The organism is Kribbella sp. NPDC043289 (assembly GCF_056436705.1).
This window is the reverse complement of record NZ_JBWKCB010000001.1, coordinates 2,225,698-2,241,364: the sequence shown is the minus strand read 5'-3', so window position 1 is coordinate 2,241,364 and position 15,667 is coordinate 2,225,698. Positions and strand designations below refer to the sequence as shown.

19 protein-coding genes are annotated in these 15,667 nt (G+C 69.5%); 13 read left to right on the top strand and 6 right to left on the bottom strand.

The features are described 5' to 3' along the window. The first annotated feature begins 94 nt into the window (after window positions 1–94). The 8 genes from AC0662_RS10660 (at window position 95) to AC0662_RS10625 (ending at window position 7,067) form a co-directional block, all read left to right on the top strand. Window positions 95–931, top strand: coding sequence for a fumarylacetoacetate hydrolase family protein (locus AC0662_RS10660; protein WP_452193931.1), 837 nt, complete (start codon window positions 95–97; stop codon window positions 929–931). Further along, window positions 928–1,626, top strand: a complete 699-nt coding sequence (locus AC0662_RS10655; protein WP_452193929.1) for a GntR family transcriptional regulator — start codon at window positions 928–930, stop codon at window positions 1,624–1,626. The genes AC0662_RS10660 and AC0662_RS10655 overlap by 4 nt, the downstream gene beginning before the upstream one ends. After that, the gene (locus AC0662_RS10650; RefSeq protein ID WP_452193927.1) at window positions 1,623–2,348 is read left to right on the top strand and encodes an SDR family NAD(P)-dependent oxidoreductase; all 726 of its coding nucleotides are present in this window, start codon (window positions 1,623–1,625) and stop codon (window positions 2,346–2,348) included. The genes AC0662_RS10655 and AC0662_RS10650 overlap by 4 nt, the downstream gene beginning before the upstream one ends. 4 nt (window positions 2,349–2,352) lie before the next feature. Next, window positions 2,353–3,912, top strand: coding sequence for an FAD-dependent monooxygenase (locus AC0662_RS10645; RefSeq protein ID WP_452193925.1), 1,560 nt, complete (start codon window positions 2,353–2,355; stop codon window positions 3,910–3,912). Next, window positions 3,909–4,301, top strand: a complete 393-nt coding sequence (locus tag AC0662_RS10640; protein ID WP_452193923.1) for a cupin domain-containing protein — start codon at window positions 3,909–3,911, stop codon at window positions 4,299–4,301. The genes AC0662_RS10645 and AC0662_RS10640 overlap by 4 nt, the downstream gene beginning before the upstream one ends. 1 nt (window position 4,302) lies before the next feature. Beyond that, a complete protein-coding gene (locus AC0662_RS10635) occupies window positions 4,303–5,202 on the top strand; it encodes an amidohydrolase family protein (protein WP_478299910.1) in 900 nt (299 codons plus the stop codon). Window positions 5,203–5,284: 82 nt separating this feature from the next. Beyond that, a complete protein-coding gene (locus AC0662_RS10630; protein WP_452193920.1) occupies window positions 5,285–6,223 on the top strand; it encodes an alcohol dehydrogenase catalytic domain-containing protein in 939 nt (312 codons plus the stop codon). A gap of 154 nt (window positions 6,224–6,377) precedes the next feature. After that, the gene (locus AC0662_RS10625) at window positions 6,378–7,067 is read left to right on the top strand and encodes a GntR family transcriptional regulator (protein ID WP_452193918.1); all 690 of its coding nucleotides are present in this window, start codon (window positions 6,378–6,380) and stop codon (window positions 7,065–7,067) included. On the opposite strand, the gene AC0662_RS10620 is transcribed toward AC0662_RS10625, so the two are convergent. Genes AC0662_RS10620 through AC0662_RS10610 form a run of 3 tightly spaced genes read right to left on the bottom strand, consistent with a single transcriptional unit; the run spans window position 7,033 to window position 8,785 of the window. Then, window positions 7,033–7,776 (bottom strand): PIG-L family deacetylase, encoded by a 744-nt coding sequence (locus AC0662_RS10620; RefSeq protein WP_478299908.1) that lies wholly within the window; start codon window positions 7,774–7,776, stop codon window positions 7,033–7,035. The genes AC0662_RS10625 and AC0662_RS10620 overlap by 35 nt on opposite strands. Further along, on the bottom strand, window positions 7,776–8,240 hold the full coding sequence (locus tag AC0662_RS10615) for a PPOX class F420-dependent oxidoreductase (protein ID WP_478299907.1): 465 nt from the start codon (window positions 8,238–8,240) through the stop codon (window positions 7,776–7,778). Before AC0662_RS10615 ends, AC0662_RS10620 begins: the two co-directional genes overlap by 1 nt. A gap of 5 nt (window positions 8,241–8,245) precedes the next feature. Then, window positions 8,246–8,785, bottom strand: coding sequence for a hypothetical protein (locus AC0662_RS10610; RefSeq protein ID WP_452193912.1), 540 nt, complete (start codon window positions 8,783–8,785; stop codon window positions 8,246–8,248). A 77-nt stretch (window positions 8,786–8,862) separates the two neighbouring features. On the opposite strand from AC0662_RS10610, the gene AC0662_RS10605 reads away from it, so the two are divergent. Beyond that, window positions 8,863–9,804: a hypothetical protein gene (locus AC0662_RS10605; protein ID WP_478299905.1), complete on the top strand. Its 942-nt coding sequence runs from the start codon at window positions 8,863–8,865 to the stop codon at window positions 9,802–9,804. Further along, window positions 9,804–11,414 carry a DNA polymerase Y family protein gene (locus AC0662_RS10600; RefSeq protein WP_478299903.1) on the top strand — a complete coding sequence of 537 codons (1,611 nt, stop codon included), beginning with the start codon at window positions 9,804–9,806 and terminating at the stop codon, window positions 11,412–11,414. Before AC0662_RS10605 ends, AC0662_RS10600 begins: the two co-directional genes overlap by 1 nt. A 4-nt stretch (window positions 11,415–11,418) precedes the next feature. On the opposite strand, the gene AC0662_RS10595 is transcribed toward AC0662_RS10600, so the two are convergent. Continuing rightward, the gene (locus AC0662_RS10595; protein WP_478299901.1) at window positions 11,419–12,030 is read right to left on the bottom strand and encodes an N-acetyltransferase family protein; all 612 of its coding nucleotides are present in this window, start codon (window positions 12,028–12,030) and stop codon (window positions 11,419–11,421) included. A gap of 55 nt (window positions 12,031–12,085) precedes the next feature. Between AC0662_RS10595 and AC0662_RS10590 the strand changes: the two genes are divergently transcribed. Together AC0662_RS10590 and AC0662_RS10585 are read left to right on the top strand one after the other, a co-directional pair. Continuing rightward, window positions 12,086–12,469, top strand: coding sequence for a VOC family protein (locus AC0662_RS10590; RefSeq protein WP_478299900.1), 384 nt, complete (start codon window positions 12,086–12,088; stop codon window positions 12,467–12,469). Between the two features lie 90 nt (window positions 12,470–12,559). Next, window positions 12,560–13,330 (top strand): class I SAM-dependent methyltransferase, encoded by a 771-nt coding sequence (locus AC0662_RS10585; RefSeq protein ID WP_478299898.1) that lies wholly within the window; start codon window positions 12,560–12,562, stop codon window positions 13,328–13,330. Here AC0662_RS10585 and AC0662_RS10580 read toward each other — a convergent pair. Then, the gene (locus tag AC0662_RS10580) at window positions 13,299–14,501 is read right to left on the bottom strand and encodes an RNA polymerase sigma factor (protein ID WP_452193901.1); all 1,203 of its coding nucleotides are present in this window, start codon (window positions 14,499–14,501) and stop codon (window positions 13,299–13,301) included. The two genes, AC0662_RS10585 and AC0662_RS10580, sit on opposite strands and share 32 nt — an antisense overlap. Continuing rightward, the gene (locus AC0662_RS10575; RefSeq protein WP_452193900.1) at window positions 14,501–14,869 is read right to left on the bottom strand and encodes a YciI family protein; all 369 of its coding nucleotides are present in this window, start codon (window positions 14,867–14,869) and stop codon (window positions 14,501–14,503) included. The genes AC0662_RS10580 and AC0662_RS10575 overlap by 1 nt, the downstream gene beginning before the upstream one ends. Window positions 14,870–15,070: 201 nt before the next feature. Here AC0662_RS10575 and clsA point away from each other — a divergent pair, with 201 nt between their 5' ends. Next, on the top strand, window positions 15,071–15,667 hold the full coding sequence (gene clsA / locus AC0662_RS10570; RefSeq protein ID WP_387773636.1) for a cardiolipin synthase ClsA: 597 nt from the start codon (window positions 15,071–15,073) through the stop codon (window positions 15,665–15,667).

Sequence of the window (15,667 nt, the reverse complement as noted above, 5' to 3'; positions counted from 1 at the left end):
CGCAGCCCGCTCGGTGCCTCGTCCGCGCCCGGAGCGAAGCGAGGACGTGGACGAGTGAGGGGTGATTCTGTGCGTGGCGTCGAGTGGACCTGAGATGCGGTACGTGATGGTGGAGCACGCCGGCCGGGACGTGCCCGGCGTGCTCGAGGGCGACACGGTTACGTTGCTTCAAGCAACAGATTTGACGGAAGTGATCACTGGTGGCGCGACGCCCACCGGTGTGGAAATCCCTTTCAGCGAAGAGATCCTGCGGGCGCCGTTGCGGCGGTTCCGGCGGGACATCCTCTGCACGGGGTGGAACTACTGGGACCACTTCGAGGAGAGCAAGGGCAAACGTGAGGGTCAGGACGTGGACCGTCCCGAGCACCCGACGTTCTTCACCAAGGGCCCGGACGTGGTGATCGGTCCGTACGACGACATCGCCTGGGATCCCGCGATCTCCGCCAAGTGGGACTACGAGGCCGAGGTCGCGTTGGTGATCGGCCGGACCGGCAAGAACATTCCGGTCGACGAGGCGCTCGACCACGTCTGGGGCTACATGCTGGCCAATGACGTGTCCCAGCGGGACCTGCAGCGTGCGCACGGCGGGCAATGGCTGAAAGGCAAGAGCATCGACGACACCATGCCGCTCGGCCCGTGGATCGTCAGCGCCGACGAGGTCGGCGACCCGCAGGACATTCGCCTGCAGTGCTTGGTCAACGACGAGGTCCGTCAGGACGCGTCGACCCGGCAGATGGCGTACGACGTGGCGACGCTGATCAGTGAGCTCTCGTTCGGTATGACGCTGCGCCCTGGCGACCTGCTCCTCACCGGTACGCCGGCCGGCATCGGCAACGCCCGCGAACCGCAGGTCTTCCTGCAGGAGGGCGACGTGGTCGTCACCCGGTCCGACAAGCTCGGCGAGCTGCGGAACAAGGTGACCCGAGCGTGAGTGGGCCACTGGAACTGTTGCCAGGTGGTGGCAAGGGCGGACGCCGTACGCTCGCTGAGCACGCGGCGGCCGAGCTGCACCAGCTGATCCTGTCCGGCGAACTCCCGAGCGGTACGCCGTTGCGCCTCGTCGAGCTGGCCAGTCGGCTCGAGATGAGCCAGATGCCGGTCCGCGAAGGACTCCGGCGTCTCGAGGCGCTCGGGCTGGTCGAGATCATCCCGCACCGCGGCGCCTGGGTACGTGACCTGTCCGTATCGGATTTGCGCGACACGCACGAGACCCGGCTGGCGTTGGAGAGTCTCGCCGTACGGGCGGCTGCGTCCCGGTTCACGGACGAGGACTTGGCGAAGGCGGCGGTGGCACTGGCCGAGCACCTGCGGTTGTCGCGGGCTGAGGACTCCGCGGGCGCTCGCGAGGCGCATGCGGACTTTCACTTCGCGATCTACCGGGCCAGCGGTTCGCAGTGGTTGCCGCGAGCCATCGAGCCGGTGTGGCAGAACAGCGAGCGGTACCGGTTCGGCAGCCGGCCGACCGCATTCCTGATCGAGCGGAGCCGGCAGGAGCACCAGGCGATCCTGGACGCGTGTGTGGCCCGCGACCCGGACGCTGCTGAGCAGGCGCTGCGCAGTCACCTGGCCGGTGCGTTCCAGCGGATCACCGAGACCATGACGTCGAAGCAGAAGGAGACGCCATGAAGGCCAGCTTCGATGCGACCGGTGAGGTCGTCGTCGTCACCGGCGGTGCCCGCGGTATCGGCGCCGCGCTGGCCGCGGGAGTGAACGCTGCCGGCGGTACGGCGGTCGTCCTGGACGTCACCGCACCAGCGGACGGGATCGAGTACGTCGAGGTGGACGTCGCGGACAAAGCCGCGGTCGAGGTCGCTGTCAAAGACGTGCTGCAGTGGTACGGGCGGATCGACGGCCTGGTGGCCGGTGCGGCCGTGCAGCCGCGTTCGAGCGTGCTGGAGATGGACGCGGGCGAGTGGAGCCGGACGCTGCAGGTGAACCTCGACGGCGTGGTCTGGGTGTGTCAGGCCGTCGTACCGCACATGGTGGCGCAGCGGTCCGGGTCGGTCGTGGTGTTCACCTCCGGGATGGCGTCGACCGGATACGCGGGCGCTGCGGCGTACGCGGCGAGCAAGGCGGCGCTGGTGGCGTTCGCCAAGTCGCTGGCGGGGGAGGTGGCCGGTGACCGCGTGCGGGTGAACGTGGTCGCGCCTGGCGTGATCGACACCGAACAGTTCCGAGGTGCGAACGTCGGTGCGGACCGGGAGCACTGGCAGGACACCATTGGTATCGGTGACGCCGACGACGTGGTCGGTCCGCTGCTCTTCCTGCTGTCCGATGCGGCCGCGATGACCGGGTCGGTGCTGACTCGAGAACGTGCCTTTGCCAAACTCACGAGCTTCGTGGAGTAGACGAGTGACTGAACAGCTGCCTGTTGCCGTGGTGGGTGCCGGACCGATCGGTCTGACCACCGCGCTCGGTCTGGCGCACTACGGCATCCCGTACGTGCTGCTGGAGGAGGACGCGGTCCTGTCGTCCGACACCAAGGCCGGTACGACGCTGAGCCGGACGCTGGAGATCTGGAACCGGTACGGCGCGGTCGACGGCATCCTCGGGGCCGCACTGCGGATCGACGAGATCGGTGACATCGACCGGGCCACCAACACGCCCCGTGCCTCGGTGCAGCTGGCCGAGCTGGTCAACGACACGCAGTTCCCGTTCGTCATCAATCTGCCGCAGCAGAAGATGGAGCCGCTGCTCGCCGCGGCCCTTCCGGAGCCGGTCCGGACGCAACACCGGCTGAGGTCGTTCGAGGTCCGCGACGACCGCGTCGTCCTGCAGCTGGAGACGCCGGACGGTCCGCAGGAGCTGGAGGCGTCGTACCTGCTGGCCTGTGACGGTGGGCGTTCGAGGATCCGGGACGCGCTCGGCGTGAAGGTGGTGGGGGAGACCCTGCCCGAGCGGTACATGCTGATCGACGTCGTGGTGGACCTGGACGTGAACAACGCAAGGGACTACCCGTACCTCGCGTACTTCGCGGACAAGTCCGAGTGGATGGTGCTGATCCGGCAGCCGGACAACTGGCGGTTCCTGTTCCCGTTGGCGCCCGGTGCCGACACGCCCGACGACGAGGACCTGCTGGTCAAGGTGAAGCAGTTCATCGGTGAGGTGGACCGGATCGAGCTGCTCGGCACGGTCATCTACAACGTGCACCACCGGGTCGCCGAGCAGTGGACCAAGGACCGCAAGGTGTTCCTGATGGGTGACGCCGCGCACCTGATCACGCCGATGTGGGCGCTCGGTCTGAACACCGGTGCGCTGGACGCGTCCAACCTGCCGTGGCGGCTGGCCTGGGTACTGCGTGGCTGGGCAGAGCCGGCGTTGCTGGACGGGTACGAGCAGGAGCAGCGGCCGGTCGCGATCGAGGGCTCGGGCGAGATGGCCGAGGCTGCGCGTAAGTACATGTCCTTCCAGCAGGGGGCCGTTACCGCTGGCACGAGTGACTGGGCGACGGCGTACACACGCACCTTGCTCAGCGTGCGGCTGGACGTGGACGGGTCCGGGGACTGGTCGATGGTGGCCACCGCGGCTGAGCCGCCGGCCGTGCGTGCCGGTGACCGGGCGCCCGACCTCGTGTTGCAGGCGCCCACCGGTCGTACGACGATCCACGAGCTGGCCCGGGATGCGTTCGTCGCTCTGTACTTCACCGACGTCCGGCGGCGTCCGGAGATCCCGGTGAACGAGTCGCCCGCGCTGAAGCACTATGCGGTGTCCAGATGGGACGCTCCGCACGACTCCGGTCTGCGCGATCGTGCGTTGTTCGACCCGGGAAGCGTCGCTACCAAGCGGTACGGCGTACCGCCGGAGAGCGTCGTACTGATCCGTCCGGACGGACATGTCGCCGCCGTCGCGCCGATGGGTACCGGAGTGGCCGAGGAGCTGTACACCCGGATCACCGGTCGGGAGGCGCCGTGAGTGGGTTCGACGAGCCGCTGCGCGAGATCCTGCTGCAGACGGACGACCTGGAGTGGGTGGAGAAGTCGCTGGACGGGCTGTCCCACAAGATGCTGTGGCGGGACCCCGAGACCGAGGCGTCGATCGCGTTGGTGCGTTTCGAGAAGGGCGCGGGCATCCCGTCCGAGCACAAGCACGCCTCGAACCAGTTCATGTTCTGCCTGTCCGGCCGGTACGTGTACCTGCCGACCGGGACGACGCTGACCAAGGGCAGCTTCTACTGGAACCCCAAGGGCGTCGTCCACGGTCCGACGCGCGCCGAGGAGACCTCCGTCCTGCTGGAGGTGTACGACGGGCCGCACTACCCGGAGCGGCCGGACTTCTACGACAACGACGAGGACGCCCGCTGACATGGCCGGATGGGACGTCCACACGCACCTGATCCCGCCGACCGTGCTGTCGGCGGCGCACCGAGGCGAGTTCGGGCTCACCATCGACAACGGTTCCCTGGTTGTCGACGGTGAGCGGCTGCCGCTCGGCCGGCTCGCCGACCCGGCCGCACTGCTGCACTGGATCGCCGAACAGGACCTCGACGGCGCCGTGGTGTCCGTTCCCCCTGCGCTCTTCCGGTACGACGCCGGCGTCGAATGGGCCGAGCTGGTGAACCAGGGCCTCCGTGAGCTCGCCACACCCCAGCTACGGGTGCTGGCGCATCTGCCGTTGCTCGACCCGGCCGCACCTGGTGTTGCTGCCGGACTGGCCGGCGAGGGCGTCTTCAGCGGTTTCGCGCTCGGTACGCCGAGCTATGCAGGGCTCGATCCGGTCTGGCAGGTGCTGGATGCCGTCGAGGCGTTCACGCTGATTCACCCGGGTGCCAGTGACGACAAGCGGCTTGATTCGTTCTACTTGTCGAACCTGTTGGGAAATCCGTACGAGACCGGAGTGGCGGCGGCTTCGCTCGTCTTCGCGGACGTGCCGGGGCGGTTTCCGGGCATCCGGTTCTGCCTGTGCCATGGGGGTGGTGTGACGGCGGCGGTCGCCGGCCGGTGGCAGCGTGGCATCGACCAGGCCCGGCCCGGGATCGAGCCGGTGTCCTTGCCGGTGGCCGAGGCGCTGCGGCGATTCTACGTGGACGACCTGGTGCACGACGACGCCGTACTGGAACTGCTGACGAAGACGTTCGGGCCCGAGCGGGTGCTGGCCGGGAGTGACTGGCCGTTCCCGATGGGCAGCGACGGGGTGTCCGCCGCGCGGTCCGCGGCGGCCGAGGTCCTGACCCGGCCGCTCGCGACGGAGGTTGTCGCGTGGTGAGACGTGTGTTTTGTCTGGTCGATGTCGTGATCAGATATCAAATCTTGTTGAACGTAGTACACGTGGTGAACGGGGATGAGGCATGAGTACGCGGGGGACTGTGTTGCGCAGTCATGGACCAGGGGAGCAGCTGAAGGCCGAAGAGGTCGAGCTGGCTGCCGGTCCAGGTGAGACGTTGGTGGAGATGCGGCTGGCCGCGGTGACTACGCTCGACCGGACGACACTGGCCGGCAAACAGCCAGCGGTGCCGTTTGTTCCTGGCTCCGAGGGAACTGGCGTCGTGGTGAGCTCGGACGTCATCGAGCCCGGTACGGCGGTTGTGGTCCGTGGCGAGGGTGTTGGCGCGACCAAGCCCGGCGTATGGGGCCAGTACGCCGTTGTGCCGAATTCCGCCGTACATCGGCTGCCTGAGTCCATGGAGCCCGCAGCGGCGCTGGCACTGCTGACGCCCGCGTTGACCGCGCACACCGCAGTACGTCGGGTTGCTGAGGTGCTGGCCGGCGAGACTGTGGTGGTCACTGGTGTCACTGGCCTGATCGGGCGGATGTGTGCGGTGATCGCACGGTCGGCCGGTGCGGCTCGAGTGATCGGTCTGGTCTCGGAGGTCGACTCCATCGACAGCACGGCCGGACTGGTCGACCAGATCGTCCGCGTGGACGGGCTGGGCCAGGTCGGCCGGGAGTTGCAGTGGTGCGACGCCGCCATCGACACGATGGGTGGTCCGGTGGCCGGTGGCGTGCTCGGGCACATCGCTCCGGGCGGGCGGATCGCCGTACTGGGCTACAAGTCCGGTGAGTTCACCACGATCGACCTGCACCAGCTGATCGGTCGGGATCTGCGGGTGCTGCCGGTGAACCTGCAGCGGACCGCGCTGGCACCTGATGCGGTGGGTCAGGCCTTGGCGGACATCGCATCGGAGTCCTGGCGAGCGGACTACGAAGTGGTCCCGGCGGACCGCGCCGGCGACGTGGTGGAACGGCAGACCGGGCGGGTTCTGCTGGACCTGACGGCCCTGCGCTGACCCTGCGCGCTTCCGGTTTCGTGGCCTAGACCACAGCCGTTTCTTGGGCTCTGGGCTGAGCAATCCGTCGCCGAAGGCCTCCAGATACCCGGTCGGCGGCTACGGTACCTCCAGAGTTGTACGCAGCGTGGAGGAGAGAGGCAGCCTGCTACTGATGATCCGACGACTCGAGCTCACGCCTGGGGGGCCGACCGGCCGTCGTACGCTCGCCGAGGAAGCCGCCGCCGAGCTGCACGAGCTGATCCTGTCCGGCGAGCTCCCCAGTGGTACGGCGCTCCGGCTCGAGGAGCTCGCCCAACGGCTGGACATGAGCCAGATGCCGATCCGGGAAGGGCTGCGCCGGATGGCCGCGCTCGGACTGGTCGAGATCGTCCCGCACAAGGGCGCCTGGGTCCGCGAGCTGTCGATGGAGGACCTGCGCGACACCCACGCGACGCGATTGGCGCTGGAGTCGCTGGCGGTGCGTGCCGCCGCGACACGGTTCTCCGACTCGGACGCGTCGACGGCCCGGTCCGCGCTGGCCGAGCACGTCCGGTTGTCGAAGGCCGGTGACAACATCGCGTCCCGGCAGGCGCACACCGAGTTCCACTTCGCGATCTACCGGGCCGGCGGTTCGCGCTGGCTGCCGCGGGCGATCGAGCCGGTGTGGCAGAACAGCGAGCGCTACCGGTTCGGCTCCCGGCGGACCAAGTCCCGGATCGAGCAGACCCGCCGGGAGCACCAGGCGATCCTCGACGCGTGCATGGCGCACGACGAGGAGGGCGCGGAGGCGGCGCTCCGCGAACACCTCGAAGGCGCCATGCAGCGCATCACCGAGACGATGGAGCGTCGCTCGAAGCAGTGAGCTCTTCGAACCGGTCCTGGTGCCAGCCCGACGCGTCGTACACGGCACGGAGCAGCAGACCGTCGCTGGTCGACCGGTGTACGCCGAGCAGGTCTTCGAGCGGCTTGCTGCCCAGACCGTCGTAGTACTCGTCCAGAGCCTGCCGTCTGCGCTGTTCCGACGCTCCGCTCATCTCCACGAGCGGCGTGCCGTCTTCGCAGCCGGTGATGTTTCCAGAGCCGATCTGCTGGCCCGGAGCGATCTGCCGGACCAACTGCTCACCAGCGCGCACGTCCTGAGCTCTGACGCGTGCGCCCAACGCACGGCAGTCAACACGGCGGAGTGCTCGCTGGACTCCTTGTGAGATGGCGATGTGGTCCGGGTGACCGGTCAGGCCGTCACTGCCGACCGTGAGGATCAGCTCGGGCTTGGTCGCCAGTGCAGCGGCCTCGATTGCCGCAGCGATGTCGTCCGGCGGTGCAGCCGCCAGAGTGCGTGGTCCGTCTTTGCCGCCGTCGTCGATCCACTGGTCCTCAGCACCGAGCCAGTCCCACTCGTCGATCCCTAGTAGTGCGCAGGAAGCGGTCACGTGGTCGGCGGCTCCGTGCATACCGGCGGTGGCGACACGGAGTACGACGCGCCAACCCTGCTCGCTGAGCACGGAGGTGGCGGCGCCGGTGGCGAACACTTCGTCGTCGGGGTGCGCGTGGACGACAAGCGCCGTACGCATCAGTCGGCGAGATGCGCAGGGAACCCGCCGGTGGCGATCGGGCTCCAGCGCTCCGGGGCGATACGGATCAGGCACTTGCCCTGCTTCACCATCGCCTCGCGGTACTCGTCCCAGTCCGGGTGCTCACCGGAGATGGCGCGGAAGTAGTCGACCAGCGGCTCCACCGCGTCCGGCAGCTCGATCACCTCGCCACTGCCGTCCACCTGGACCCAGGCGCCGTTCCACTCGTCCGACAGCACGACCACGCTGGCCTTGCCGCTCCGCTTCACGTTCGTGCTCTTGGCCCGCTCCGGGTACGACGAGATGACGATCCGGCCCTCGGTGTCCACACCACCCGACACCGGCGACGCCTGCACCGTCCCGTCCGCGCGGGTCGTCATCAGCAGCATGTGATGACGCGGCCGCACGAACTCCAGCAACCCGTCCAGCTCGACCTTGGTGTTCGTGGCAATAGTCCTCGGCATGCCTCTCACCTTATGCGGCTGATCAGGTCCGCCGGCGTGAGCAGGTGCTCCAACTCGTCGTCGGAGAGCTGATTCACGAGGTGCTTGTACCGCTGCGCCTGCGGAGTCGTGGGGAGCGCACCGTCCAGCAGATCGGGAAGGACGAGTTCGTAGCCGGCCCGGGCGCGTGGTGTGTAGCGGTGCCTGGTCCGCGCGACGGCCGAGGAGACGCGAATCGCGTGCTCGTTCCCCGGCGGTACGTCGGGGCGGTCGGTCTCCCGGGCCGCGAACCGGAAGCCGTTCGCCCGGTCGCAGCTCGGGCAGCCGACGTCGCCGGAGCCGAGCGTCGCGTGGCAGTCGGGACACGTCAGCTGGTTGAGCGCGCCGTCGACGACCCGCCAGTCGAACTCGGACGGGTCCTGGAGCACGATCTCGGCGAGGTCGCGTGCTTCCGGCGTGCCTCGGCGTACCTCGGAGGTCGTGCAGAAACTGTCCCAGGCGGCGTCGATACTGGCCTCGATCTGTTGGAGTGCGGTGCGGAACCGAGGGTGTTCGACGCGGCGCATACTCCGGACTTTAGCCAGGCGGTGGGGCTGTGGACGACCGGATTGACATGTTCGAACAGGTGTTCGAACATGGGGTTATGACGGGGAGCAAGGCACCAGGAAGTCGAGTCACCGCGCTCGACCAGGCCCGCCTGCTCCTCGCCCAGGCCAAGGCGCAGAAGGCCGCCGCCGACCCCGACTTCGCCGAGTTCTTGTCCACCGAGCCTCCGCCTGACGCTCCCGATCAGCCCGCCCGGCTTGCCACCGTCACGAGCTTCGATCCCGACTCCCACTCACTGCACCCCGACCAGGATCACGCTGGTGTGCGGCTTGCTTCGGTGGATGGGGCGACTCGGCTGCCCTCGGTGGCGAAGGTGCAGCAGGCGTTGGACACGGCGGGGGTGGATCGCGAGCTGCCGACGCATCCCGCGGTGAGTGAGCTGCTGGCCGGTGCGAGCCTGCGCGGCGGATCGGCGTACTCGGTCCGGGGGAGCGCGGCGCTCGTGATGGCGCTGATGGCCGGTCCGTCGGCGGAGGGCGCGTGGTGTGGGGTCGTCGGCGTCCCGTCCTTCGGTGCCGAGGCGGCGCGGGGGCTCGGCGTCGACCTCGACCGCCTCGTCCTGGTCCCGGAACCCGGGCACGACTGGCTCAGCGTCGTCGCCGCGCTGGTCGACGCGCTGACGGTCGTGGTCGTCCGCCCGCCCGGTGACGTGACTCCGGGGGAGGCGGCCCGGCTCGCCGCCCGGCTCCGGACCCGCGGCGCGATGCTGATCGCGTACGGTTCGTGGCCCGGCAGCGAGGCCAGGTTCGAGATCGAGAGCAGCACCTGGACAGGGCTCGGTGACGGCGAAGGCCTGCTCACCGCCCGCAAGGCGACGGTCGCGGTGACCGGCCGCCGCGCCGCCGTCCGTGCCCGGCAACACCTCTGGCTGCCCGCGCCCGACGGCACCATCCGCTCCGCCGAACCGGTCGAGGGCGCCCGTGAAGAAGCCCCCGGCCGTCCGGAAACGTGGTCGGAGCAGATCGGCGCGGTGGGCTGATGAGCGGCCGTGGACCGACCCGGACGATGGTGATCTGGGTGCCGGACTGGCCGGTGGCGGCGGCCGCGGTGGCGACCGGACGGTCACCGGACGAGCCGATCGTCGTCCTGGAGAAGGGCAAGGTGCTCGCCACCTCCGCCGCCGCGCGGAGCGAAGGGGTGCGGCGCGGGCAGCGGGCCCGGGACGCGCAGTCGCGGTGCCCGGAGCTCGTGGTGCTGAAGTACGACCCGGTGATCGACGCGCGCGCATTCGACCCGGTGATCTCCTGCCTGGAAGCGATCACGCCGGGCGTGCAGGTGATCCGGCCGGGGATGTGCGCGTTGAAGGCCCGCGGGCCGGCCCGGTTCTACGGCAGTGAAGAGGCAGCCGCGGAGAAGCTGCTCGACCGGCTGGAGACGTACGACGTGCACGGCAGCCGGATCGGGATCGCTGACGGCCCGTTCGCCGCGGAGCAAGCGGCGCGGGTGAGCGCCGCGCAGACCCGTGTGCACGTGGTGCCGCCCGGCGGCTCACCGGAGTTCCTCGCGCCGCTGTCGGTCGACCTGCTGGAGCAGCCGACGCTCACCGATCTGCTGCGCCGGCTCGGGCTGCGGTCGCTGGGAGCGTTCGCTCAGCTGTCCGGGACCGAGGTGCTCACCCGGTTCGGCCCCGACGGCGCCTTCGCGCATCGCCTGGCGAAGGGGTCTGACGATCGCCCGGTGACCGGCCGGGAGATCCCGCCGGAGCTCACTCGGTCGCTCGACTTCGAGCCGGCCGTCGACCGGGTCGACCAGGTCGCGTTCGCGGTCCGCGCGATCGCCGACGAACTGATCGCCCGGCTGACCGAGCTCGGCCTGGTGTGTACGACGCTGCGGGTCGAGGTCGGCACCGAGTCCGGGCGGATCCACGAGCGCGAATGGCTGCACCCACGCTGGTTCACCGCGGCCGACGTGGTCGACCGGGTGCGCTGGCAACTCCAAGGCAGCGGTACGGCGACCAGCGAGCTGACGTCACCGGTCGTCCGGATCCGGCTGATCCCGGACCAGGCGGACCCGGTCGGTGCGCATGTCGACGGACTGTGGGGCGGCGGGCCGGACGAGCGGATCCACCGCGCGTTGTCGCGGGTGCAGAGCATGCTCGGCCACGGTGCCGTCGTCTCGGTGGTGATCGGTGGCGGGCGCGGGTTCGCCGAGCGGCAGACGCTGATCCCATGGGGCGATCCACCGACGCCGGCCCGATCACCGGACCAGCCGTGGCCGGGCGCGATCACCGCCGCGGACCCGAAGCGCTGGCCGACGCTCGCGCCGACCATGGTCTTCCCGGAGCCGATCCCCGCGAAGGTGTTCGCCGCGGACGGCACCCAGGTGTCGGTCAGTGCCCGTGGCGAGCTGTCCGGTGTCCCGACCGCGTTCTCCCTGCTGCCGCCCGCGGCTCGCGGCGTACAGGTTGCTGACAGCAACAAGATTCACCCGATCACCGCCTGGGCCGGTCCGTGGCTCACGGCCGAGCGCTGGTGGGACCCCGACAGTGAGTCCCGGCAGGCCCGCTTCCAGTTCCAGACCGCCGACACCCGCGCCTGGCTCTTCACCCTCCACCGAGCCGCCTGGCAAGCCCAGGCCACCTACGACTGACTGACTACTCGAAATCGATCCGCATCACGCTTCGGCGGAGCGTCGGGTGGGTGATCTGGCGGAAGCCGGCCTCCTCGAAGGCCTGGTGCGGACCGACGTGCAGTTCGCCCCAGGTGATGGTCTTCCCCGGCTGCGTGAACATCGGATACGCCTCCAGCGCCCGGGCGCCGCGAGCGCGAGCGTGCGGGACGGTCGCGCGGGCCAGGTGATAGCTGAGGCCGCGGCCGCGGTATCCCTTGCGGACGACCAGGCAGGTGACCGCCCAGACACTCTCGTCGTCCTTGTCCTCGCTGCGGTCCGTCCACGGCACCCGCGAGCTCCGCAGCTTCGGGTACGCCGTTCGCGGCTCGACCGCGGCCCATCCGGCCGGCTCGCCGTCGACGCACGCGACCAGACCGCTCGTCGACGGTGCGTCCGGCGTACCGCATGCGGTCTCGTCCTGGAGCCTCGTCATCCGTTCGTCCAGCGTCGAGTCCCGCCAGATCCATCCGCGGATCTTGAACCGCTGACACTGACACTGCCCCGCGTCCGCCGTACCGAGGACCGTTTGCAGGTCCTCCCACGGCACCTCGTTCGCCGGTACGACGGTTACTTGTGACGCCTCGATCACCTGCATGGGCAGCACGGTAATTCAGGTTCCGGACGACTGACTTCCGGATAGGTTGATTCGCATGCATCGGAGCCGCGTGTCCACGTTCCTGATCGACGTCAAGACCGAAGAGGTGGACGACGCGGCGGCGTTCTGGTCGAAGGCCATCGGCGTCCGTACGTCGTCACCGGACGGCGAGCCGCAGTTCATCAGCCTGCACGACGCCGTCCCCGGATACGTGACCGCGATCCAGTCCGTCGACGACGAGCCGCGGTACCACCTGGACATCGAGACCGATGATGTTCCGGCCGAGGTCACCCGCCTGGCCGGCCTCGGTGCTGTCGAGATCGCCAGCTGGCAGGGTTGCCACACATTGCGCGCGCCGGGCGGGCACCTGTTCTGCGTGATCCCGGTGCACAGCGACCCGGCGTACTTCGAGGAGCACGCGACGGTCTGGGAGGCGTGACACAACGACCGCGTGAGTGCCGGAGTTCCGGGCTAGGCCGGGAGCAGAAAAGGGCTGTCGGCCGGTCGGCCCGCGGCTAGGCTCCGAGACATGACGGAACTCGCGGCGACGTTTCAGCAGCAGGCAGTGGCAGAGGCCTACCAGCACCGGCCGCCGTACCCGGACGAGGTGTTCGACCGGCTCCTCGCGCTGATCGCCGACGCACCGCGCCGGGTGCTCGACATCGGGGCCGGCGAAGGCGCGATCGCGCGGCCGCTGGCGCCGCGCGTCGAGCACGTGGACGCGATCGACTTCTCGCAGCCGATGGTCGACGCCGGCCGGCGCCGTCCGGGCGGCGACCACCCGAACATCAGTTGGCAGGTCAACCCGATCGAGACCGCGGACCTCGCCGGGCCGTACGCGCTGGTGACGGCCGGCGCGAGCATCCACTGGATGCCGTGGAAGCAGACGTTCGCGCGGATCGTCCCGCAGTTGACGCCGAACGCGCAGCTCGTCGTCATCGAGCACGGCGCCGTCGACGAGCCGTGGCTGGACCGGCTCATCCCGGTCATCGAGAGGCACTCGCGGAAGAAGGGCCACGACCCGAAGTTCAACGTCGCCGACGCGATCCGCGAACGTGGTCTGCTCGACCTCACCGGTACGGCGCGGACCGCGCGCGTCACGTACCAGCAGACGGTCACCGATTACATCGAGAAGCTGCACTCCACGTCGAGTCTGGCGCGCGGCCTGATGCCCGCCGACGAGGCCGCCGCCTTCGACGCGGGGGTGACCGAGGCGCTCAGCCCGTACGCGCACGACGGCGTACTGGAGCTGACGATCGAGGCCGAGCTCACTTGGGGCCGGCCGAAGATCCCAAGCTAGCCGCCTGGGACCGCAGGTAGCGCTGCTCGGGGACGCTCTGAGTCAGCCGGGCGGCGACCTCGTACGCCTCGCGGGCGGCCGCCGTGTCACCGGACAGCTCGAACAGATGCGCCCGGACGGCCGCCAGCCGATGGTGATCCCGGAGCGCTGGGTCCACGTCGTCGAGCAACGCCAGCCCTGCCGCGGCGCCGTGCACCATCGCGACCGCGACGATTCGGTTCAGCGTCACCATCGGGCCCGGCGCGGTCGACTCGAGGAGTTCGTACAGCATCAGGATCTCGCGCCAGTCGGTGTCGTCGGCGTTCTTCGCCGCGTCGTGCACCGCCGCGATCGCGGCCTGCAGCTGGTACGCGCCGACCGGCGCTGCCTGCAGCGTCGACGTGATCAACTCGGTGCCCTCGGCAATGGAGTCGGCATCCCAGAGCGTCCGGTCCTGCTCCGGCAGCGGCACCAGGGCCCCGTCCGGCGTGGTTCGCGCCGGCCGCCGGGCGTCCGTCAGCAGCATCAAGGCGAGCAGACCGGCGACCTCGCCCTCGGTCGGCAATTGCGCGCGTAGCAGCCGGGTCAGCCGGATCGCCTCCGCGCTCAGCTCGACCCGGTGCAGCGAGTCGCCCGACGACGCCGTGTAGCCCTCGTTGAAGATCAGATACAGCACATGCAGTACGGCGGCCAGTCGCTCCGGCTGCTCGGACGCCGGGGGCATCGCGAACCGCGCGCCCTGCAGCTTCGCCTTCGCCCGGCTGATCCGCTGCCCGATCGTTGCCTCCGGCACCAGAAATGCCCGGGCGATCTCACCGGTCGTCAACCCGCCGACAGCGCGCAGCGTGAGCGCGACCTGCGACTGCGGGGTGAGCGCGGGGTGGCAGCACAGCATCAGCAGCGTCAGCGAGTCGTCCGCCGACGTCGCGGGCTCCGGGGGACTCCACGACGCGACGGTCTCCTCGCGCCGCGTCCGAGCCGCCTCGCTCCGCAGTACCTCGATCCGCCGCCGGGACGCGACGGTGATCAGCCAGCTGCGCGGATTCGCCGGTACCCCTTCACCGGGCCACTGCTGCGACGCGGCCAGCAGAGCCTCTTGTACGGCGTCCTCGCACGCGTCGAAGTCGCCGTACCGCCGGACGAGTGCGCCCAGCACCTGCGGCGCCTGCTCGCGGAGCAGTTCCTCGAGCATCAGGCGTACGCGCTGAGGTCACGCACCGGCCGGACCTCCACGACGCTGAACGGAGCCTCCGGGATCTGCGCGACGATCTCCACCGCGCGGTCCATCGACTCGCAGTCGAGCAGGTAGAACCCGGCCAGCTGCTCCTTCACCTCGGCGAACGGGCCGTCGGTCGTCAGCGGCCGGCCGTCCCGGACCAGCACCTGCTTGGTCAGTCCTGGATCGTCGAGCGACTCCGACGCGACCAGTTCGTCGCGCGCCGCGAGCGCCTCGTGCAGGGCGGCGTACCCCGCCATGCCTTCCTGCTTCTGCTCGTCGCTGAGTGAGTCCCACACGGCCCGGGACTCCGGGTTTCCGTAAATCAGCACCAGGAACCTCATCTGCCCAGCCTAGACAGTGCGGAGCATCACCCTTCGGTATCGATCGGATCACCGCTTCGCAGCACCCATAGCGGCGCGACACAGCTAGCGTTCAGGTATCAGGGGAAACTCGGGGCCTGCCCGGCATGGCCGGGCGTAAACCTGTCGACGCTCCCCAGTACAGTTACGACGGGTATTCAGGGTGAGAGAGGGAGGGGTCGCGTGCCGGACTTGGAAGTGTCCGACCGGGTGTGGACGATCCCGAATGCGCTGAGCTTCCTGCGGTTGCTGGGAGTGCCACTGTTCCTGTGGCTGGTCCTCGGTCCGCAGGAGGACGGCTGGGCGCTGCTCGTGCTGGCGATCTCCGGGTTCACCGACTGGGCCGACGGCCAGATCGCCCGCCGGATGAACCAGACCAGTCGCCTCGGCCAGATGCTCGACCCGGTCGCCGACCGGCTGTACATCTTCGCCACCGTGATCGGTCTGGCACTGCGCGACATCATCCCGTGGTGGCTGGCGATCGCGCTGCCGCTGCGCGACGTACTGCTCACCCTCACCCTGCCGGCGCTGCACCGTCGCGGCTTCAACGCGCTGCCGGTGCACTTCCTCGGCAAGTCCGCCACGTTCTGCCTGCTGTACGCGTTCCCGCTGCTCCTTCTCGGTGACGGTGACAGCACGCTCAACCTGCTGGCCCGCGTCTTCGGCTGGGCGTTCGCGATCTGGGGGACCGGTCTGTACTACTGGGCCGGCGCGCTGTACTTCGCCCAGCTCCGGCACCTGGTCCAGACGGTGAAACCGATCAAGGACGCGGCCGGGTAG